The 21,498-nt window shown below is 67.3% G+C and carries 17 protein-coding genes; 7 read left to right on the top strand and 10 right to left on the bottom strand.

From position 1 onward, the window contains the following. Positions 1-3: 3 nt before the first annotated feature. The 4 genes from ACFQ9K_RS36055 to ACFQ9K_RS36040 form a co-directional block, all read right to left on the bottom strand. Entirely contained in the window at positions 4-780 is a 777-nt protein-coding gene (locus ACFQ9K_RS36055) for a thioesterase II family protein (protein WP_378716307.1), read from the bottom strand. A 4-nt stretch (positions 781-784) separates the two neighbouring features. Continuing rightward, positions 785-2,056: a cytochrome P450 gene (locus ACFQ9K_RS36050; RefSeq protein WP_378716309.1), complete on the bottom strand. Its 1,272-nt coding sequence runs from the start codon at positions 2,054-2,056 to the stop codon at positions 785-787. Continuing rightward, positions 2,053-3,774 (bottom strand): amino acid adenylation domain-containing protein, encoded by a 1,722-nt coding sequence (locus ACFQ9K_RS36045; protein WP_378716311.1) that lies wholly within the window; start codon positions 3,772-3,774, stop codon positions 2,053-2,055. The genes ACFQ9K_RS36050 and ACFQ9K_RS36045 overlap by 4 nt, the downstream gene beginning before the upstream one ends. Positions 3,775-4,619: 845 nt before the next feature. Continuing rightward, positions 4,620-5,846: a Glu/Leu/Phe/Val dehydrogenase dimerization domain-containing protein gene (locus tag ACFQ9K_RS36040; RefSeq protein WP_378716313.1), complete on the bottom strand. Its 1,227-nt coding sequence runs from the start codon at positions 5,844-5,846 to the stop codon at positions 4,620-4,622. Between the two features lie 268 nt (positions 5,847-6,114). Here ACFQ9K_RS36040 and ACFQ9K_RS36035 point away from each other — a divergent pair, with 268 nt between their 5' ends. The 5 genes from ACFQ9K_RS36035 to ACFQ9K_RS36015 all read left to right on the top strand — a co-directional run bounded on the left by ACFQ9K_RS36035 (position 6,115) and on the right by ACFQ9K_RS36015 (position 10,833). Continuing rightward, complete coding sequence (locus ACFQ9K_RS36035) at positions 6,115-6,666, top strand: GNAT family N-acetyltransferase (protein ID WP_378716315.1); 552 nt, start codon at positions 6,115-6,117, stop codon at positions 6,664-6,666. A gap of 102 nt (positions 6,667-6,768) precedes the next feature. After that, entirely contained in the window at positions 6,769-7,074 is a 306-nt protein-coding gene (locus ACFQ9K_RS36030) for a hypothetical protein (protein WP_378716317.1), read from the top strand. Between the two features lie 209 nt (positions 7,075-7,283). Continuing rightward, positions 7,284-7,637, top strand: a complete 354-nt coding sequence (locus ACFQ9K_RS36025; RefSeq protein WP_378716319.1) for a hypothetical protein — start codon at positions 7,284-7,286, stop codon at positions 7,635-7,637. Between the two features lie 75 nt (positions 7,638-7,712). Further along, positions 7,713-8,474: an HAD family hydrolase gene (locus tag ACFQ9K_RS36020; protein WP_378716321.1), complete on the top strand. Its 762-nt coding sequence runs from the start codon at positions 7,713-7,715 to the stop codon at positions 8,472-8,474. Positions 8,475-8,478: 4 nt separating this feature from the next. After that, entirely contained in the window at positions 8,479-10,833 is a 2,355-nt protein-coding gene (locus tag ACFQ9K_RS36015; RefSeq protein WP_378716324.1) for a glycoside hydrolase family 65 protein, read from the top strand. A gap of 31 nt (positions 10,834-10,864) precedes the next feature. Here the strand turns inward: ACFQ9K_RS36015 and ACFQ9K_RS36010 are convergent, their stop codons facing one another. Next, positions 10,865-12,670, bottom strand: coding sequence for an FAD/NAD(P)-binding protein (locus ACFQ9K_RS36010; RefSeq protein WP_378984187.1), 1,806 nt, complete (start codon positions 12,668-12,670; stop codon positions 10,865-10,867). A 226-nt stretch (positions 12,671-12,896) separates the two neighbouring features. Between ACFQ9K_RS36010 and ACFQ9K_RS36005 the strand changes: the two genes are divergently transcribed. Then, positions 12,897-14,414, top strand: coding sequence for an AMP-binding protein (locus ACFQ9K_RS36005; protein WP_378716329.1), 1,518 nt, complete (start codon positions 12,897-12,899; stop codon positions 14,412-14,414). A gap of 124 nt (positions 14,415-14,538) precedes the next feature. Here ACFQ9K_RS36005 and ACFQ9K_RS36000 read toward each other — a convergent pair whose 3' ends face one another. Continuing rightward, positions 14,539-14,835 (bottom strand): hypothetical protein, encoded by a 297-nt coding sequence (locus ACFQ9K_RS36000; RefSeq protein ID WP_378716331.1) that lies wholly within the window; start codon positions 14,833-14,835, stop codon positions 14,539-14,541. A gap of 138 nt (positions 14,836-14,973) precedes the next feature. Beyond that, complete coding sequence (locus ACFQ9K_RS35995; protein WP_378716334.1) at positions 14,974-15,909, bottom strand: LysR family transcriptional regulator; 936 nt, start codon at positions 15,907-15,909, stop codon at positions 14,974-14,976. 172 nt (positions 15,910-16,081) lie between these two features. Between ACFQ9K_RS35995 and ACFQ9K_RS35990 the strand changes: the two genes are divergently transcribed. Further along, a complete protein-coding gene (locus ACFQ9K_RS35990) occupies positions 16,082-16,741 on the top strand; it encodes a TetR/AcrR family transcriptional regulator (RefSeq protein ID WP_378716336.1) in 660 nt (219 codons plus the stop codon). 138 nt (positions 16,742-16,879) lie between these two features. Here the strand turns inward: ACFQ9K_RS35990 and ACFQ9K_RS35985 are convergent, their stop codons facing one another. The 3 genes from ACFQ9K_RS35985 to ACFQ9K_RS35975 all read right to left on the bottom strand — a co-directional run bounded on the left by ACFQ9K_RS35985 (position 16,880) and on the right by ACFQ9K_RS35975 (position 21,468). After that, complete coding sequence (locus tag ACFQ9K_RS35985) at positions 16,880-17,050, bottom strand: hypothetical protein (RefSeq protein ID WP_378716339.1); 171 nt, start codon at positions 17,048-17,050, stop codon at positions 16,880-16,882. Positions 17,051-17,134: 84 nt separating this feature from the next. Then, positions 17,135-18,376, bottom strand: a complete 1,242-nt coding sequence (locus ACFQ9K_RS35980) for a hypothetical protein (protein ID WP_378716341.1) — start codon at positions 18,374-18,376, stop codon at positions 17,135-17,137. 146 nt (positions 18,377-18,522) lie between these two features. Further along, positions 18,523-21,468, bottom strand: a complete 2,946-nt coding sequence (locus ACFQ9K_RS35975; protein WP_378716344.1) for a BTAD domain-containing putative transcriptional regulator — start codon at positions 21,466-21,468, stop codon at positions 18,523-18,525. Positions 21,469-21,498: the final 30 nt, after the last annotated feature.

Genomic DNA, 21,498 nt, shown 5'->3' with positions numbered 1-21,498 from the left:
TTTTCAGCATTGGCACGTCCCGTGCGCAGGTGCGAACGGTTCGGAAAGGTGGGCCAGCAAGGGTTCCGGCGCGCCGAGGAAGTCGTAGTGACCGCCGGCCACCACCGGGAATCGGACGTCGGCCGAATAGTGTTGCCAGCCGCGCAGTTCCGCCGCGGTGACCTCCGGATCCTCGGACCAGTGCAGCACGGTGATCGGGAACGGCACCTCGATCGGCGCGGACCTGCGATAGACCCGATTGGCGGTCAGATCCTCGTGCAGGATGGCCAGGCCGAGTTCGATCAACTGCGGGTGCACCAATCCGCCGCGGGTGGCGGTGAGGAATTCCAGCTCCGCGCGCAGCTCGTCGTCGGACATGTCCAGGAATCGATCGTGCGGACAGTCGTGCGGCGCGACCTGCGCCGAGACGAACAGCTGCCGCGGCGTCGGGAGTCCGCGTTCGGCCAGCAGCCGGGCGGTTTCGAAGGCGGGCAGCGCGCCCGCGCAATGCCCGAAGAAGGCGAACGGCCGGTCCAGATGCGGCAGCAGCTGATCGGCGAGCACCTCGGCGAGATCCTCGTAGGTACCGTAATGCCGTTCCCGAAGCCGGTTCTCTCGTCCGGGCAGCTGGATGGAGCAGACTTCGAGGCCGCCGATGCGTCGCGGCCATTGGTTGAACATGGACCCGCCGACCCCGGAATACGGGAAACAGAAGATCCGGGCGGTCGCGTCGTCGTCTGGTAGGCGCAGCAGCCAGCGGGTCAGGGGTGTGGTGTCGCGGAGGGTGGTATCTGAGGTCACTGAGTTACATCCCTTCGTTGAAGTGCCGGTTTTCGCCGGACTGATTCATCGGGGTCCGGATCGGGAAGTGCGTCATCCCGGCAATGAAGACGGAGGCCAGGTGCTGCGGCGGCGCCACCGGCTCCACGCCGGTGTACCGCCCGAACAGCTCTTCGAACAACACCCGAAAGGTCAACCGCGCCAACGGTGCGCCGAGGCAGTAGTGCGGTCCGTGGCCGAAGGCGATGTGGCGGTTGTCGGTTCGGGTGACGTCGAAACGGTACGGGTCGGCGAACACCGATTCGTCGCGATTGGCCGAACCGATCCAGACCGCGACCGCCTCACCCGCCTCGACCAGCCCACCGCTCAGCTCGGTGTCGACGCTGGCGTAGCGCAGAAAGCTGTTGGCGGGCGAGGTCCAGCGCAGGCCCTCCTCGACGAGCCGGGGGATCAGTGCCGGATCGGCGCGCACGGCGTCCCACTGGTCCGGGTGCTCGCTGAGCGCGAGCAGGGTGCCGCTGACCGTGTGCGGGGTGGTGGCGTTGGCGCCGAGCAGCAGGCTGTAGCAGTTGTAGATGACCTCTTCGTCGGTGAGCGGTGCGCCGCCGGCGTCCATGCTCACCATGTGCCCGAGCAGATCCGCGGTGGGTTCGCTGTCGCGCAGGCGTTTGACCTGCGCGGCGAAATAGTCGAACAGCTGGTGGTGTGCGATGGCCAGGGTGGCGAATCCGTTGCGTACCTGGAACTCCGGATCCTCCGGTGCCGCGGCCATCGCCGTCCACTGGACCAGCTTGTCCCAGTCGGCCTCCGGGACGCCGAGCAGCGCGCCGGCCACCGTCATCGGCAGTTCGTACGCCTGCTGGGCGACATCCCAGGTGTCACCGGCGGACGCCGGTGCCAGGAATCGGTGCACCACGGCGCGAATTCGGTCCTGCCACGCGGCGATCGTGCGCACCGAGAGCTTCGGTTGCAGCGGTCGGCGCAGCTCGGAATGCCTTGGTGGATCGGTGGATACGAGCATCTTGCCGGCCGAGATATCGCCGTGCCCGAGCTGGGTGAGCACGCTGCCGCGTTCGGAGGTGAAGGCGCGATGGTCGCCGAGCACCCGGCAGGCATCCGCGTGCCGGGTGACCGACCGGAACGACCGTCCATCGGGTAGCACCTGGCGATGCAGCGGTGCGTCGGCGCGCATGGCCGCCCACACCGGGTGCGGATCGCCGGTGGCGAAGAAATGGGGGTCGAACAGGTTGATCTGCGTCAGGTCGACGGCCGCGCGCACGTCGGTGCTGATTTTCACGCGGTGGGCCGTCCCTGCTCGACGGCCGTGGCCAGGCCGGCGGGGGTCGGATCGAGATAGAAGGTGACCGGGGAGACGGCGACGCCGTACTCGCGTTCGAGGTCGGCGGTGATGCGGACGCCGAGCAGCGAATGGCCGCCGAGCTCGAAGAAGTCGTCGTCCGCGCCGATGCCCGCGATGCCGAAATGGTCGCTCCAGAGCGTAGTTACGGCCGTTTCCATCGCGGTGCACGGCTCGCGGTAGGCGGTCGTCAGCTGTGGGCGTTCGGTGGGTTGGTCGGCCGCGAGGGCCTTGCGGTCGATCTTGCCGTTGGCGGTCAGCGGGAGTGCGTCGACGATCCGGATCAGCGAGGGGACCGCGTACGACGGAAGCGTTTCGGTGAGTGCGCGCCGGACGTCCAGTGTCGACAGTGCGTGGTCGGTTTCACCGACGATCCACGCGGACAAGCGTTTTCCGCCGCCACGCTGGTCCTGCGGGACGACCGCGAGTTCGGCCACGCCGGGCAGGGCGGCGATCGCGGCCTCGATCTCGCCGAGTTCGATGCGGAACCCGCGGATCTTCACCTGCTGGTCCGCGCGGCCGAGGTAGTCGAGCGCGCCGGTCGATTGCCGCTGGACCAGATCGCCCGTGCGGTACATGCGCTGTCCCGGGATCTCGGCGGCCGGATCGGCGAGGAAGGTCGTGGCGGTCAGTCCGGGATTGCCCCAATATCCTTGGGCCAGACCGGTTCCCGTGGCATACAGCTCGCCGGCCCGGCCGTCCGGGGCCGGCGTGAGCCGGGCGTCGAGCAGGCGGACGCCGGTGCCCCGGATCGGATGGCCGATCGGGATCGGGCCGGACGGCACCTCGGTGACGGGGTAGCAGCAGGTGAAGGTCGTGTTCTCGGTCGGGCCGTAGCCGTTGATCACCGTGGTGTCGGCGAGGGTGGTGACGGCCCGCCGGACGTGCACGGGGGACAGCACGTCGCCGCCGGCGAGCAGGTAGCGCAGGCCGCGCAGTTCGTCTAGTCCGGCGTCGGTGACCTGCTGGAACAGGCCCGCGGTCAGCCAGAGCACGGTCACTCGGTAGTGGCCGACGAGTTTGGTCAGATCGCTGATCGAGAGTTCGGTGCCGGGCGCGAGGACCAGTTGCGCGCCGTTGAGCAGCGCGCCCCAGATCTCCAGGGTGGAGGCGTCGAACGCGATCGGCGCGAATTGCAGGAAGACGTCGTCCGGGGTGATGGAGACGAAATCGGTGTCGACCACCAGGCGCGAAATCGCTCGGTGTGGCACGCACACGCCCTTGGGTGTGCCGGTGGAACCCGAGGTGTAGGCCAGGTATGCCGGGTGCAGGGCGGTGATGGTTACCGGTGCGGGCGCCTGATCGGGGCGGTCCGTGTCCAGCGAGACCGCGGTGCAGGTCGGGGGCAGTTCCGGGGTCAGGCCGTCGTGCGTCAGGACGATGGTCGCGCTCGATTGGCGCAGGACGAGTTCGCGGCGGCGGCGCGGCGAGCGCTCGTCGAGGGCGAGGTATCCGGCACCCGTTTTCAGAATCGCGAGCAGCCCGACGATGGTGGTAATCCGGCGGCGGGCGTCAATTGCGACGATGTCGCCGGGACGGACGCCTGCCGCTTGCAGATATCGGGCCAGTGCGTCGGATCGCCGGTCGAGTTCGGCATAGCTGAGTTGGCCGCCGTCGCCGATAACCGCTACCCGTTCCGGGTGCTGTTTCGCCAGCAACGTGAATCGTTCGCCGATAACCGGCGGGGATGTAAGAGCGTGTTCGTTCACAGTCAGCCTCACAATCCCGGGGATCGCCCGAGACTTTCGCACAGAGAAATCTCACCGGGCGTGGAAAGTCTAATAAACCCGGTGCTGGATATTTGCGGACAGCTCGACCAAAGATGGCGGTCGCGGCCTTCCGCGGGGTTTGCCGACGTCGGCCCAGGGCGATGTGGGACGGCATCGGAACGGGTAGAACTCGGCATCAGCGCTGGTAGCGCCGCCGAGAAGAGTCAGTTTCGGGACAGTCCGAACCGCGATGCCTCGACCGGCACCGGAATGTTGCGTCCGGAAAGTCCGTGCATATCTCACCCCCTGTGAGAGCTTGGTGTTCCCCTGATTCCGAGTGGAATCATTACAGTCGATCTTACAAAGTCGCGGCAACCGAATTCACATGTGACTTGCATCACACGGCGATAACAGACGATAGATACGTCATTTCTGCCGGAATAACACCCCAGCTGTATAAGTCAGAATAAACTCTTACAAGACACCAGTTTTCGGGGGTAATGCTGACACGTCTTCTTTATAAGCGACTGGTCGGTATCTTACCTGGCGGAAAACGGAGGATTTCGACCGATTAATTGACCGGGGTATTGAACCGATCAGCGGCCTGATCGAGAACCCTGCCGACTACCCGTAGGCCCGGTTTCCCCGAGGCCGCCGGGCAGCGCCTGATGCTCGGTCGCGCCACCAGGCGACGGCCGCCCGGGAGCGGTCCCGCCGATCTGCCCGAGGTCGGCCGGCTCGTGCCGCGCTACGAAATCGCTTGCGGCAAAGGAATATCCCTTCGATGTCGCGGCTTATACGAGTTGGTCGAGGGCGATTTCGAAGGCGGTGCTGGCTAGGTTTGTGGTGAGGTCGGAGCGGGAATGGCAGCGGTCGAGGGCGGTGGCGATGGTGGTGGAGATATCGCCGAAGATCGCCTCGTCCGAGACTTCTACGTCGCCTTGCATCAGGAGGGCGAAGGCGCGGGCCATGCCGCAGTTGGCGATGAAGTCGGGGACCACGGCGACGCTCTTGTCGGCGTGTTCGTAGATCGGACCGTAGAAGATCTCGGAGTCCGCGAAGGGCACGTTGGCGCCGCTGGCGATCACCTGCAGGCCGTTCGAGCTCATGCGATCGATCTGGTCGTGGGTGACCAGGCGGGACGCGGCGCACGGCAGGAACACCTCGGCGCCGAGCGTCCAGATGCGATCGTTGATCTCGTCGAACGGCAGTGCGCCCTCGGCGTGCAGTGCGTTACCTCGCTTGGCCAAGAACAACTCTCGGGTTTGCTCGAGGGTGTAGCCCGCCGGATTCAGCACACCGCAGTCGCGGTCGATGATGCCGACGATCCGGGCCCCCGCCTGCGCCGCGTAGTAGGCGGCGGCCGCGCCGACATTGCCCCAGCCTTGCACGATCACCCGTTTCCCGGCGATTTCGCCGCCGTAGATCCGGTAGAAATGGCGGACCGATTCGGCGACGCCCCAGCCCGTAATCAAGTCCGCGACAGTGTATTTGCCATTCGGGTCCGGGGTGAAGCGCCGATCCTCGACCACCTTCGCCACGCCGAGCCGAAGCTGGCCGACCCGCTGGACGAGTTCCCGGTCGTCGGCACCGTAGTGTCCGGTGACCACGCCCTGCTGCGGATGCCACAACCCGTAACTCTCGGTGATCGGCACGACCTCGGCCATTTCGTCGACATTGAGATCGCCGCCGGTTCCGTAATACGCCTTCAGCAACGGTGCGACCGCCCGGTACCACCGGCTGAGCACCTCGCCTTTCCTGGGGTCACGCGGGTCGAAATCGATCCCGGATTTCGCGCCGCCGATCGCAGGCCCGGACACGGTGAACTTGATTTCCATGGTCTTGGCCAGCGATTCGACCTCGTTGCGATCGAGCCCGCGGCGCATCCGGGTGCCGCCACCCGCCGCCCCGCCGCGCAACGAGTTGATGACCACCCAGCCCTTCGCGGACGTCTCGGAGTCCTGCCACTCGAACACGATCTCGGGCGCCTTCTCCTCGAACTGGAAAAGTAGGTTCTTCATCTGCGTTTCCTCACCGTCCGGAATGTGCCGTCGACCAAAGGGGCAGCGCGGCAACCCAACTCGAGCATGGGCCGAGCCGGACGGCACCCGTTGCGTCAGCAACTGTGAATTCCCGATGATTTCCGCGCAACCTGCCTAGTCCCTGCCGGACAACCTGCACAGAATGCCTGCCGCAACCGCACCATTGTGCGGCAAGATGCCTAGTGCGACCGGCAACAGTCACCCCACAACCCCCCGGCGCACCGCATGCACGAAAGGCGACCGAAGCGTGAGTACCAATGGGACAGCACTGGAAGTCGTTCGCTACAACTCGTCGGAGACGCTGCGACATGCGGAGGAGATCAAGGCGGTCTACCGCGCCGCGCACCGGTCCCAGCAGGGCGACCCCTGGTATCACCCGGCGAAGTTCTGGGAACGACTCGAGGAGCGGTACGCGCCGATCCCCGGTTTCGAACTGGTCGCCGGATGGCGGGATGGCCGGCTGGCCGGCTACGCCTTCGGCACACCGTATCGACACCCGGCCGAAGTCAGAGCCAAAGCAGCGCAAGTCTTTCCGGAACTCGCTGCCGAAACCTCGGCCGCGCCGGTCTACATCTTCCGCGAATTCTCCGTGCACCCGGCCCATCAGCGTCAGGGTTACGGGCGGATCATTCACGACGCGGTCCTCGCCGAGCGTCCCGAACGGCTCGCCTACCTACTCGTGCGGGTCGAGAACCCGGCCAAGGCGCTCTATGAGTCGTGGGGTTGGCGAGTCATCGGACATGCCCGGCCCTTTGCCGATTGGCCGGTAATGGACGAGATGGCGAAACGGCTGGGCTGACGCGCGGAATATCTGCGGTCGTTCGGCGGTGCGGAACAGTCGGTATCCGACCGGACGGAGATACGCCATTCTGCGTTGACGGCCTACGCAAGGAGATTCATCATGTCGGATGTCGCCATCCCGACTCAGATCACCCACCCCTGGCAGGCGACCGCCCGCACGGTCTTCGCCGTGCTCGTCGCGCTCGCCTCGCTCATTCCCGTCGTCGCGGTCGCGGGCGGCATCGATACCGTGCCCGCGGTCGCGCAGCTGATCGCGGTGTGCGGCGCGGTCACTCGCATTCTGGCGCTGCCCAGTGTCGAGGAATTCCTGTCGCAGTTCCTGCCGTTCCTGTCGGCGGGCACTGACCTGTCGGGTTCGGCGGCGCGTCGCGCACAGGCGGCGCATCGAGGACCTGGTCGTCAGTAGTAAGCCCGTGCTCTTGGGCGGGTTGTGCGCCCCAGCGGGTGCGGATCGGGACGCGATCGCGCAACGCTGATCGAACGCTGCGCCGGAATATGGGGTCGTCGGCTGGAGCTGGCCGCGGACAGGCCGGGCGACCCAGTGCATGACTCGGGTGATCGCGGGTAGGCAGTGGTAGTGACCTGCGCCTATTGCCGACTCGCCGGAGCACCGTGGTGACCGGGCGAGACCGTCCGACCGGAACTCCGGACACGGGCCGGGGGAGCAGTGCCTATCGACATGCGGCGTTCTTCGTCGGCGGTGTGGTCGTGCTCGCCCTCGTCGCCATGGCGATCATCGGGGCGTGGGTCGGTCGAGCCGACTGCGCCGATTGTGCGGGTCACCCCCGAATTCTGGTCTCCATCGTGCCCGCCGGCATCTTGCTGGTCGGCACCCTCGCGGCATTCGGCACGACGTATCGGGTGTGGCGCCGCGGCGGTTCCTGGGTGACCTGGCAAGGCGCGGGCTGGTTCCTCATGACGATCACGCTGATCTATGTCGCCACCTCGGCCGGCGCCGTGGGCGATTGAGCCCACTGAGCGTGACGCGCTCCTGACCTCGGGTGCGACGGTTTCTTCACCGGCCGAACGGGGTACAGCCCCGGCATGACCTCATCGCAGGACGGCCGGGGTACTCGGTTGGGCCTACCCGATTCGATATCGGTCGCGCTGTTCGATCTCGATGGCGTGCTGACCGATACCGCGACGGTGCATCGGCGAGCGTGGCGCGAAGTGTTCGACGACTACCTGCGGGAGCATTGCGGTTCGGGTTTCCAGCCGTTCAGCGAGGACGACTACCTGCGGTATGTCGACGGGCGCCCGCGCGCGGACGGGGTACGAGAGTTCCTGCGTTCCCGGGGGATCACCCTCCCGGAGGGTGATCCGGACGCCGAGCCGGGAGATTCGACGGTGCAGGCGATCGGCAATCGCAAGAACGCCCGGTTGCTCTCGTTCATCGAACGTGAAGGCGTGCAGGTGTATCCCGGTTCGGTCGACTATCTCGCCGCGGTCCGGGCCGCCGGCTTGCGGGTCGGCGTGGTCACCGCGTCCGCGAATGCGGTTGCGGTGCTGAAGACTACGGGGCTTGCCGACAGCGTCGATGTTCGAGTGGACGGCACCGTTGTGGCCGAGCTGGGGCTGCGCGGCAAACCGGCGCCGGACGGGTTCCTCGAGGCCGCGTCCCGATTCGAGGTGCCGCCGAGGCAGGCAGCGGTTTTCGAGGACGCGGTCGCCGGGGTCGCGGCGGGGCACGCGGGTGGATTCGGGTTCGTCGTCGGGGTCGATCGAGTCGGCGGCAGCCACCGGCACGAGCTGATCGACGCGGGCGCCGACGTCGTCGTCGGCGATCTGTCGGAACTGAAGGAGTAGCCGAATGGCAGCGGACTGTCGCGGTTTCGAGGTGGATCCCTGGCAACTGCGTTGGTGTGGACTGGATCTCGGGGAGCTACGGCGTACGGAGTCGATCTTCGCGCTGTCGAACGGGCATATCGGCATGCGTGGCAGTTTCGAGGAGGGAGAGCCGGTCGGAGAGCCGGGAACCTATCTCAACGGCTTTTACGAGAAGCGCGAATTGCCCTATGCCGAAGCGGGTTACGGGTATCCCGAGAACGGCCAGACCGTGGTGAACGTCACCGACGGGAAGATCATCCGGTTGCTTGTCGGCGACGAACCGATGGACCTGCGCTACGGCGAGGCCAGTGAGCACGAGCGGGTACTGGACTTTCGTTCCGGGACGTTGCGGCGCAGCACGGTGTGGACCTCGCCGACCGGCCAATCGGTGCGCATTCGCTCCGAACGCCTGGTCTCGTTCACCGAACGCGCGCTGGCCGCCATCCGCTACGAGGTCGAGCCGATCGATGACGACCTGGACCTGGTGATCCAATCGGATCTGCTCGCCAATGAGCCGGTCGCGAAGCGTGGCGACGATCCGCGACTCGCCGCGACGCTCGATCGGCCGCTGGTGGCGGATTTCGCGGCAGCGCGGGATTTTCACGCGGTCCTCGCCCATCACACCAGGAGTTCCGGGCTGCGGATGGCGGCGGCGATGGATCATGAGCTCGAGGCAACCGCGGAGCCGAGATGTTCGGTGGACGCCGAGGAGGATTTGGCGCGGTTGACCATCGCGGTCGACGTCGCCAAGGGCGACACCCTGCGGCTGACCAAATACCTCGCCTACGGCTGGTCGAGTCAGCGCTCGACGCCGGCGTTGCGTGCTCAGGTCGACGCGGCGCTGGCGGCGGGAATGGAGACCGGCTGGGACGAGCTGCTCGCCCGCCAGCGTGCCTATCTCGACGACTTCTGGTCCACTGCCGACGTCGAGATCGACGGCGATCCGGAAATGCAGCAGGCTGTGCGCTTCGCGCTGTTCCACGTGCTGCAGGCGGGCGCGCGCGGCGAGACCAGGGCGATACCGGCCAAGGGGCTGACCGGTCCGGGCTACGACGGTCATTCGTTCTGGGACACCGAAACTTTCGTGCTTCCCGTGCTGATCCACACCATGCCGATCGCCGCGGCGGACGCGCTGCGGTGGCGACATTCCACGCTGGATCTGGCGCGGCAGCGGGCACGCGAACTGCGCCAGTCCGGGGCGATGTTTCCGTGGCGTTCGATCAACGGCGAGGAGGGCTCCGGTTACTGGCCCACCGGTACCGCCGCCGTGCATGTCACCGCCGATATCGCCGACGCCGTCATCCGGTACGTCGCGGCGACCGGTGACGAGCAGTTCGAGAAGCATTGCGGGGTAGAGCTTCTGGTGGAGACCGCGCGATTCTGGGCCGATCTCGGCCATCTGGATTCGACGGGAACCTTCCGGATCGACGGGGTCACCGGGCCGGACGAGTATTCGGCGCTGGCGGACAACAACATCTATACCAACCTGATGGCGCAGCGGAATCTGCTCGGCGCGGTCGCCGCGTGTGAGCGGCACCGCGGGGTGGCGCAGCGGCTCGGGGTGTCCGACGACGAGATCGGCCGGTGGCGCGACTGCGCGAAGAATCCGGCCATGCCGTACAACGCCGATCTCGCCGTGCACGAACAGTCCGAGGGTTTCACCCGCTACGCGCGCTGGGACTTCGCCGGTACCCCGGCCGGTCAGTATCCGTTGCTGCTGCACTATCCGTACTTCGATCTATACCGCAAGCAGGTGGTCAAACAGGCCGATCTGACGCTGGCGATGTACCTGATACCCACCGCGTTCACGCCGGAGCAGAAGGCCAGGAACTTCGACTATTACGAAGGGCTGACCGTCCGCGACTCCTCGCTGTCGGCCTGTGCCCAATCCATCATGGCGGCCGAGGTCGGTCACCTCGATCTGGCCTACGCCTACTTCGTCGAATCCGCGCTGACCGACCTGCACGATCTGCACCACAACGTGCCGAGCGGCCTGCACATAGCCTCCCTCGCGGGCGCCTGGAGTTGCTGCGTCGCCGGTTTCGGCGGCATGCGCGAATGCGACGGCGAATTACATTTCGCCCCAAGGCTTCCCGCAGAGCTGAACCGGCTCGCGTTCCGAATCATGTGGCGCGGCAGCCGTTTATCGGTCGAGATCACCCGCGAGGAGGTCGTCTACCGCCTGCTCTCCGGTGACCCGTTGACCTTCCGTCACCACGGCCACCGCCACACCCTCGCCCACGAGCCCCAGTCCCTGGCCATCCCCGACCTACCGCCCCGGCCAACCCCCGCACCACCGGACGGGCGAGCACCGTATCAACGACCCCGAGACCGGTAGGGCTGGTGCGGATCCCATGCGACGGTCTTCGTCACTGTAGTGTCCGATTCGAGGTTGTGGGCTGCTGGTCGAGTTGGAGCTGAGTGCGCAGTTCTCTCGGTGTCACGGATACCTCGGTCAGGCGATCTACGGCTGCTCGATTTATGGCCGTCAACCAGGTGCGGATATCGAACTGTCCCAGAGCTGTGCGGAGCTTCAGATCCAATTGTTCCCGGTACTCGGCGCGGCGGGGGCGCTCGCGGGCGGCCAGGCGCTGGATTTCCAGCGAAACCAGTTGTGCCCATTCGTTTTCCAGGGCCGGGGTTGGTGCGCCGTCGGTAGGTGGTTCGCTGCTGTCATATCGTGATTCGAGGTTGCGCAGTACATGTGCGGCGACCGAAACGGAATGGTTCTTGATGGTCGCCAGATTGAAACCGAAGGCGCCGAGACGTCCGTGCCGAACTATTTCGTCGCCTTCCCGCGGAGCTCCCACGGCGGAGATCGCTCCGGATCTGCGACCGTCGGCCGTGAGCAAAGTGCCGAATTCGTCGACCTCTACTCCTCTTCGGGTCTTACCGTGCGGCACGGCCAAGCCGCTGACCAGAAGCTGTTGCCACAGCGGCGAAGCCACCTCGGTGTAGTCGAACTCGCGTCCGAAATTGGAGATGACCAGGTCTGCTTCCACGGTCCGGGGGGACCCGCCGCCGGACAGGGCCAGTGCCAATCGGTCGTGCGCCAGCGGACGCACGTCCGTCACCCGCCCGGTGATCACCTGGACCTGGCCGCTCTCGCGGTAAGCGGAATCCACGAGGGCGGTGGTATACGACATCGCGCTGACCCGCAGCGTGGCGATACGGCTTCCGAACTTTGCCAACAGGGCCTGCAAGTCTTCGGCGGAAACGTTCTGGATCAACTCAGGTAGATACGCTTCCCAGGCCTTCGCGATGCGTTCGGAAATCACCGCGGGATGCACCTCGGGATGCTGGCCGGCAACGAAAAGGCAGGCGCGGAGCCACTCCGCTTCGAGTTGCCCGGCGAGCGTGGCGCTGCCACGCTCGACATCGATACTGGGCGCCGGGATATCCAGAACGCCGTGGCGGTGGTCGGCCGGATAAGTGCTCGGAGTCAGGCTCGACGGCGAAATCATGTAGATCGGGCCTGCGTGCCGTTGCCGGAGCAGGAGTGCGGCGAAATCGTAGGCGCTGAGCATTGTGCCGATGATCGCGACGACAGCGCTCGGCGATAATGTCCGGATCCGCTCCACCGCTTCGCCGGTATACGGCAGTCGAATGTAGGACGGGTGGTCGAGCACGGCCGCCGCGAAGCGCGGGTGCCGCAATTCGGGTCCGGTCGCGAGAATTACGTGGTCGGCGTCGAGGGTTGCCGCTCCGTGTCCGGGTTCTTCTCCCGGCCAGGACAGGTTTTCGATGACGGTGGTGACGCCCGCGGCGCACGGCACCAGGTCGACCATCTCACCGTCCGCCGCGCGCAGGACTACGCCGGCGCAAGCCTCGTCGGCGGCTTCGGTCAGCCGTCGCGTGAGGTAGTCGGCGTATAGCCGGCGTGGAGCCGGATCCGATTCACCGAACGTGATATCTCGCCATTCCGCAGACCACGTGGATCGATCGGCCTGTTCGTTGGCCCAATTCAGGAAGTCGTCGACGTCCTCGCGGAAAGCCGACATCCGGCCCGCTTGGATATTGAAGACATGGCTCCACGGATTTCCCGCCGGGTAATAGGCGACCCCGGCGTGTCTGTGTTCCGGCCGGCGTTCGAGCAAGACGATCTCCACCGGCTCGGTGGCGAACCGCAGCAGCCGTATGGCCGTGGCGGTACCGGCCAAGCCCGCGCCGACCACGATGATTCGCCGGGATCTGTGTGGAGACTCCACCTGCTGTACCCCTCATCAGCTTGAAATCGCGACAACCCGCCTACGGTAATCCCCTGCGCCAGTTCGAGTCCGCGTAATGGCGCACTGGCTCGCGCCGACACGCGGCCGTCACCGTCGCGCGGCAGCATCCGGCCGACCGGTCACACTGGAAGCCTCGAATCCTGTTTCCGCCCACACCGTCCAGAGGATCGGCATGCAGTTTCCCCTCACCGTCAACGACTTTCTCGATCGCGCGGTCACCGTTTATCCGGAGCGCGTGGCGATCGTCGACGAGCCGGATCAACCCGCCACCTCCTGGGGCGAGCTCACCTATGCCCAGCTGAACGACCGCGCGCGAGCCCAGGCCGCCGGTCTCGACCAGCTCGGCGTGCCCGTGGGCGCCCGGGTCGCGGTGGTCTCGCAGAACTCCGCGCGCCTGCTGAGTTGCTTCTTCGGCGTCAGCGGCTGGGGACGGGTGCTGGTGCCGATCAACTTTCGCTTGGGCACCGATGAAATCGCTTACATCGTCGAACATTCCGGTGCCGAGGTGCTGCTGGTCGATCCCGCGCTGAAGGATGTGGTCGACCGGATCGACTGCCGGACCAAGTTCGTCTTCGGCGAAGACGACGACCGGATCTGGTCCGGCGCAGGGCAACCCCGGGAATGGGCCGAGTCCGACGAGTCGGTGACGGCGACGATCAACTACACCTCGGGCACCACCGCTCGGCCCAAAGGGGTGCAGCTGACCCATCGCAACCTCTGGCTCAACGCCACCGTGTTCGGCTGGCAATCCGGCGTCAACGACCGGGACGTGTATCTGCACACCCTGCCGATGTTCCACGCCAACGGCTGGGGACAACCCTTCGCCGCCACCGCGATGGGCGTCGAACAGGTCGTCATCCGCCAGATCGACGGCACCGAGATCCTGCGCCGCATCGACCGGCACGGCGTCACCTATCTGTGCGCGGCGCCGGCGGTGATCACCGCGGTGCTGGACGCGGCCCGCGAGTGGGATGGGCCGATTCCGGGGCGAGATCGCGTGCGCGCCATCGTCGCCGGCGCGCCGCCGCCTACGCGCGTCATCGAACAGGTGCGCGGCGACCTCGGCTGGGAGTTCATCCAGATCTACGGCCTCACCGAAACCGCTCCGCTGCTGACGATGTCGCGGATGCGCGCCGAATGGGACGAGTTGCCGCCGAGCCGGCAGGCGCGCCTGCTCGGGCGTGCCGGCGCGCCCGCGCTCGGTGTGCGGGTGCGGATCGATCCGGCGGGGGAGATCCTGGCCCAGTCCAACCACAACCTGCTCGGCTACTGGGACAACCCACAGGCCACCGCGGAAACCCAGGCAGGCAACTGGTTCCACACCGGGGACGGCGGGACCTTCACCGACGGCTACCTCACGATCACCGACCGCAAGAAGGACGTGATCATCACCGGCGGTGAGAACGTGTCCTCCATCGAGGTCGAAGACGCGCTGCTGCTGCACGAGGCGGTCCGCGAGGCCGCGGTCATCGGCATCCCCGACGAGAAGTGGGGCGAACTGGTCACCGCCCTGATCGTCACCGCGCGACCGGTCACCGCGGACGAGCTGATCACCCACTGCCGCGCGCACCTGGCCGGCTACAAGTGCCCCAAGCGCATCGAATTCCGCACCGAACTCGCGCGCACGGCCACCGGCAAACTGCAGAAGTTCAAGCTGCGCCAGCAGTTCCCGACCGAAGCAGACCACTGACCAGGAGGTGCGGTGCCGAGGGGAGCGACCGTGTGCTTCGCGGACGAGCTCGGCCGTAGCGGGGGAGCGCGGTCAGCAAATCCCGGCCCCGGCAGCAAACACCGAGGTCTGCGGCCGGCTGGGTTCAGCGCTGATCATGTGCGTCTGCGACCAGGTTCTGTAGTTCGACGGCGGCACGACCGGCCGCGGAGGGGTCGGGGTGGTGCACGGCCTGCTCGACGAGCTGGTCGCGGTGCGCCTTCCGGCGATGCTCCAGCAGCTCCCGGAACAGCCCCGCCAGGGTCTCCTGGTATCTGTCGTCGTAGTAGACGGGGAAGGTGTTCGACGGCAACGGGCGGTCCGAAACCTCGGCATCCCAGTCGTATTCGGCGTCGTACAGCCATTGCCGTAGTTGCTCGTCGGTCGGACGCTCCGATGTCACGAGATCACCCTTCCCGGTATCCGGTGCGGTCGAGGCTTCCCGAATTCCGCACCCCCGCACGAACTATTCTGGCTGGGCCAGCGTAGTGGTAGCTGATCTCGCTGCGGCTATTGCTCGCGCGCAGACGGAACGCGGTGCTCAAGGTTCGGGGCGCCGGAGCTCCAGCAGGCCCGAGGCCGCGAACTTTCGGATGAGGTCCGAGCCGGTGACGACCTCGAGGAACTTCTCGACCTGGACGGACTTGTCGCGCGCGTGCACGGTCAATTCGCGGCGAATCGGGCGGGCGAGTCGAATGATGGACAGCAGCCTGGCCGATCCGTGCAACGCCATCTTCGGGACCAGCGCGACGCCGACGCCGTGCTCGACGAGATTCAACGCGGTGGGCACGTCGGGTGCGCGGACGGCGAACCGGGCGTGCCCGCCCGCCCGGCCTGCCTCGCGCGCGACGATGTCGGTGAGATCGGAGTTCGCGCCGCACCGGATCCAGGGCGCCTCGACCAGTTGTTTCCACGAGCCGTCGAAGCCGCCGCGCTGGCCGGGATGGCAGACGACGACCAACTCCTCCGTGCCCAAGTGGTGCGTGACCCGCGAGCTGGACTGCTCGAGCGGGCCGACGGCGAGATCGAGTGCGCCCTCGGCCAGCGCCGCGCTGAGCTCGCGGAGGTCGTTGAACGCCCGGACCTCGACGTTGTCCATATGGTGCTGGTGGCGCAGGCGGTAGATGAGCGGCGGCAGCAGCTTGTGGGCGATGGTCGGGGTGGTGCCGACGGTCATCATGCCCTCGCCGAAGGTTTGGCCCATGGCGATCGCTTGCTGGGCGGACTCGACCACAATGGCGGCCTGAACATAGAACTCCCGCCCGAACTTGGTCAGCCTCGACCGGCGGGAGCGGGGGTCGAACACCTTCTGGCCGAGGGTGGACTCCAGCGCGTCGATCTGTTGCGACATCGCCGACGGGGTTATGCCGAACCGCCTGGCCGCGGCTGACAGCGAGCCCAGTTGTACCGCGCTGACGAAGTAATCGAACTGGCGCAGCGTGATCGTATTGGAAGTCAGTAGGGGGCAGTCAGCCATCGGCAACCTTTGTCCAGAGCCGTCGGCTCAGCCGAACCGCGTCGCGGGTCGAACGCAACGGAAACACTGTCGTACCTAAACAGTGGAGGACTGTATCTCTCATTACCTCGGCACGCAATAACGGATACCGCACGCCATGGTCGCCCGCTCGATCTCGGATACGCTGCCTTCGATGAGTGCGCGCAACGCTGGTTCGGCCACCCGGCTACCTCCTGGGCGGCACAAACTCGCGCGCGACACCGTGGTCACCTCGCAGATCCAACGACTGCACCGTGCCGCGTTCGAGCAGATCGCGGCCCACGGCTACCACGGCACCACGGTCGCCGCGATCGTCGCCGCCGCGGGCGTCTCCCGGCGCACCTTCTACGAGTTCTTCACCAACAAACAGGACTGCTTCCGCGCCGCCTGCGACTACTTCGTCGCCACCCTCGACAGCGAACTCCGCACGCGCGCGGCGGCGCTGGACACCCGGCACTGGCGCACGCTGGTGCACGACTCGCTCGAGCTGTATCTGACCGCGCTCGCCGACAACCCCGACATCGCGCAGGCACTACACGTCGAAACCCTCGTCGCCGGCCGCGAGCTCGCCGAACAACGAGCCCAGGTCCAAGCGATCCTCGCCGACCGCATGCGCCGAGCCCACCACCTCGCTCGTCAGCAACAACCCGCGCTCCCCGCCCGCCCCGACGAGACCTTCGACTTCATCATCGGCGGCATCGACGACCGCGTCCGCCACTGCCTGCAAACCCGCGGCTCCGCGCATTTGCCGACCCTGCTGCCGTTGCTCGAAACCGCCACGATCGACCTGTTCGGGGCCACCGAGCGCCGGTGAGCCCTGTCGTGGCCTGGCCGGAACCGTCGAAGCCACGAGATCATTTCGAGCAACCTCGGCGCGGTGGTTCGACGGCGGATCAATAAGGCGGTCTCGGCGGCCGAGTCGCGTCCGGGTCGGCACGGGGATAGTGCCGACTCACGCGTCATGTGTGCCGTCGGTTGCTCGGCTCATCGGCCGGCCGCGGACGAGGTCGCCGATCGCGAGCAGCACCGCGAGCACCGCCACGCCCAGCAGCACAGCGAGCGATTTGATCCAACCCCAAGGCTCGTGCAGGGCGGCGAAGGGCGGAGGCGTCTGATTCGTCATGGTTCGGACGGTAGGGACCGCCGTTCATCGCCGAATTGCTCGCGATGAACGGGCGATCAACGCACCTGGTAGGGGAGGGTAACGCTAGGCGAGCGCCGGTTGGGGTTCCGGGACAACCTGTTTCAGGTTCGCGGCCACGATGTTCCGCAGCCCGGCGACCCGCTCGGGCCGATGGTGCTGTTCGGAGTAGGCGAATTCGATGTTCAGCCTGCCGTGGAAGGTGTAGACGAAGTAGCTCAGCTCCGGCACCGGATCGGAGGTGGCGAATCCGCGGAAATCGGTGATGCGCATGCCTTTCGGGGATGCCAAGGCGGGCACCACGCCCCAGTTGGTGATGGTGTTCACGGCGATTTCCCGCGCATCGCCCTGCATGACCTGGGCGGCCGCGTACATGGTCGCGAGTGCGGTACCGCTGGCGATGCCGTGCACGATCTGCGCCTTGATCTCCTTGCCCAGGATGTGCAGATCGGAGTCGGTCGTGCAGACGGTCACGGTCGGCGCGAAGCCGAGGGCGTTGGTCGCGTCAGCGGGCCGTGCGGGCGGTCGCAGATGCGGCCGCAGGTCCACGGCGTGACCGATGAGCATCGGCAGCTCGGTTTCGGCAGGTGTTTCGGTGATCGTCGCCCGCTCGGCCCGGACGATCGCGGCGCTGAGCAGCGCGTGCACGGTCGTGCCGAGTGCGCGCGCGTGCTGAATCAGTCGACGGGTTTCGTTCTCGGACAACGTGATCCGTTCGGCGGGAGCGAGGCGGCGCCCGGAGCCGTCGAGTGTCTGCGGGCCGGCGAAGCTGTATACCGGCCCCGGATCGGGCAGGGACGGTTCGGGCAGTGTGAGCCCGCGGTCGGCGAGGAGATCCTCGAGGCTGCGCGGGTAGATCGGCGTCGGATCGAGCAGTGCCGCGCCAGTGCTGAGTGCCGAGGCGGTCCGCCAGAAGTCCGCGAGCAGCGCGAATCCCAGGTGGGCGTCGTTGATGGCGTGGCACACCCGGAGGCCGACCGCCGCGGTCCGCCCGGCCCGCACGATCTCCAGCTTCGCCAGCTCCCGTGCGGGATCCAGCGGTGTCGCTCCATTGCGTAGCCAGTCGGACAGGGTGCCGTGGCTGGTCTCGGTCACCGCGGTGCCCGCGCCGTCGTCCGGAATGTGCAGCAGGCATTCCCCGTTCGCGAGTTCGATGGTTCCGGTGAGCATCGGGTATCGCCGGGCGGTCAGTTCGAAGGCGAGCTGTAGCAACGTGCTGTCGATCTCGCCCTCGCACACGGTCACATAACAGACCGTGAACTGTTTCGGCAGGAATCCTTCGTCGATCTTTCCGAGTCGGTACTGCAAGTTCGCTCCTGGCGTAGGGCACACGAATGCGCATGCGCTGTAAAAGATTCGGCTCCCGAAAGGGGCGCCGGGCGGATCGCCGTGGAAATCTTCGGCAGCGCGCTCGAGCGCCCGATGAGCCGAGCATGAACGCCCTGGTGGACCGGCTAGTTCCGCTGGTCTCCGGCGGTCGCCAACGCGATGGAGTCCGCGACCGAGTCCGACGGCGGGGGCGTCAGGCCGATTCGCGTGTAGAACTCGCTGAGCCGGTCGCGTACGTCGCGCGCCTCGTCCGCTAGCCCCTGGCCCGCGAGTGCGGCCGCCTGGAACTGCATGGCCTGGCCGCGCCGGATCGGATCGGCGGCCTCGGCCAGCACCTCGGCGGCCTCGGCCGCGGCTGCCGCGGCCACCTCGAACCGACGGTCATGCAGGCTGATCTGTGCCAGCCGGAACAGCGCCCAGCCAAGGTGCAGCCGCCGTCCGTGGACCCGTGCCGCACGCACTCCCTCCATGCACAGCGACATCGCCCGTTCCTGATCGCGGTCCCGGATCAGCGCGACCCGCCCGAGTTGGCACAGCGCCAGCGAATCGAAGGCCGCGCCGCCGAGTTCCGCGGCCAATCGCAGTGCGCGCTCGGCGGTTTCGACGACGCGGTCCCATTGCGCGGCATCGCCGTACCGATCGGCGAGGGTGGCGCACGCCCAGCCCTCCCACGACGGGTCGCCCAGCTCGCGGAAGAGCTCGACCGCCGCGGCCATGTGCACGATCGCGTCCTCGTCCCGGCCGGTACTCCACGCGGCGGCGCCGAGCAGATGTTCGGCGAAGCCCAGCAGCAAGCGGTTCCCGGTCGGCCGGAGCAGATCGCCGGCCGGCTCGAGCACGGTGGCGGCTTCGGCGCCTCGGCCCAGATCCAGGGCGAGCACCAGGCCCAGCGCCAGGCGTGCCCGGATCTCGGTGTCCGGGTCGTGGCGTTGTTCGGCGACGGTGAGGAGTTGCCGCAGTGCGTGCGCCAATTCGCCGGACTGGGCCGAGGTGTCGATGGTCTCGCTGATCAGCATCGCCACGTCTACGCTCGACGGCACCAAGTCCGGGTGGTCGGCGGCGATCTGGCGGTGCAGGGCGATCAGGCCCGCACGCTCGGTATCGAGCCAGGCTTGCGCCTGCTCCGCCGAGCGGATCGGCTCGCCGTCGTGTTCGGTGGCCGGGACATAGTCGAGGCGGTGCCTCGGATAGCGTTGCCGGACAATTGTTTTCGCAGTCGCAAGGTAGTAGTCGAGCAGCCGGGAGAGTACTTGTTCCCGATCGGTTCGCGTCTCCACCGTGCGTGCGAACAGCCGCAGCAGATCGTGGTAGCCGTAGCGGTCGGCGGTGATTGATTGCAGCAGACCGAGATCGACCAGGGACTCGCACACATCCATCGCGGCGGCGGGGGCGACCCCGAGGATCGCGGCCGCCGCCGCGAGCGACAGGTCCGGCAGCGCGGGGACGGCCAATCGCACGAACGCCCGCGCGGTCGCCGGATCCAGCTGCCGGTAGCCGAAGGCGAAGCTGGCATCCACGGCCAGATCGCCGCACCGCAACTCCGGTAGCCGCCGCTGCTCGTCGGCCAGGCGCTCCGCGACCGTGGCGATACTCCAGTGCGGGCGCGCGGCCAGCCGAGCGCCGATCACCCGGATCGCCAGCGGCAGCCTGCCGCACGCGGTGACGACCGCCTGGGCCGCCTCGGGTTCGGCCGCCATCCGCCGCGCACCGATGATGCGCCCCAACAGGTTTCGCGCTTCGGCAGCGGGCAGCACATCCAGCCGCCGGATCGTCGCGTCGGCCACCGGCAGGACCGCGCGGCTGGTGATGAGCACGGCGCAGCCACCGCCGCCCGGCAGCAGGGGCGTGACCTGGTCCAGCCCGCCGGCGTTGTCGAGCACCATCAATATCCGCCGATCGGCGAGCAGGCTGCGCAGCAGCCCGGCCCGCTCGGGACCCGTGGGCGGCAGGTCACCGTCGAGCACCCCCAGGGTGCGCAGGAACGTGCCGAGCACTGCCGCCGGGTCCGCCGGCCGTTCGTCCATGCCACGCAGGTCCGCGTAGAGCTGTCCGTGCGGGAAGCGGTGCTGGACCGCGTGCGCGACATGTGTTGCGAGGGTGGTCTTTCCGACCCCGCCCATGCCGATGACGATCGCGATGGGAGCGGCGACCTCGGTGCGGACGAGCGTCTCGCACAGCTCGCGAACTACCGCTTCGCGGCCGGTGAAGTCGGCGACGTCTCTGGGCAACTGGGCCGGCCGCACGCTCGCGGCGGCGTCGGAGGGTATCTCGTGTGCTGGTGGAGAAGATTCGATTCTGCTCATCCCAGGGTCGTCGTCGAGGATGCGCTGATGCAGCTCGGCCAGTTCGGGACCGGGTTCGATGCCGAGCTCGTCGATGAGCAATCGGCGGGTGTCGGCGTAGACCGCCAGCGCCTCGCTGCGCCGCCCGCAGTGATACAGCGCGGCCATCCACAGCCCTCGAAGGCGCTCGCGCAGCGGGAATTCGGCACTGACCGCGGCCAATTCGCCGATCACCTGATCGTGACGTCCCAGCCGCAGGTCCACGTCCAGCCGGGCCTCCAGCAGGGCCGTGCGCAGCTCCGACAACCGCCGCCGCTGACCGGCGGCCGCCGGGCCGGGCACACCGGCGAGAGCCTCGCCGCGCCACAACCCCAGCGCCCGGCCGAGAAGATCCCGCGCGTGCCTGAAATCGCCTGCTGCTCGGGCATTCTCGGCCGAGCCGGCCAGCTCCTCGGCCTGCCGGACATCGATCGCCGCGCGAGAAACACGCAGTTCGTAGCCATCGCCCACCGACACGAGAACCGAAGACCGCGTGCGTGGAGCACGGTCGGGCTCGATGAGTTGACGCAGCAGGCGCACGTGCGAACGCAGCGAGGCAACGGCATCGCCAGGAAGCTCTTCTCCCCACACCGCGTCAACCAGTTGCGCCGCCGACAGCGGTCCACCGGCAGCGAACAGCAACGCCGTCAGCACCGCTTGGGTGCGTGGGCGTGCCAAGGGCATCGTGAGTTCGCCGTGGCGGACCGTGACCCGGCCCAGCATGGTGAAACTCAGCGCCGCGGGGTCCATCGGCCTCTCTTTCTCGCACAGCTCGGGCAA

Source organism: Nocardia sp. NPDC056564 (assembly GCF_042793755.1).
Lineage (GTDB): Bacteria > Actinomycetota > Actinomycetes > Mycobacteriales > Mycobacteriaceae > Nocardia.
Note: the sequence above shows the minus strand (reverse complement) of the source record. Positions and strands in the feature narration are given on the sequence as shown.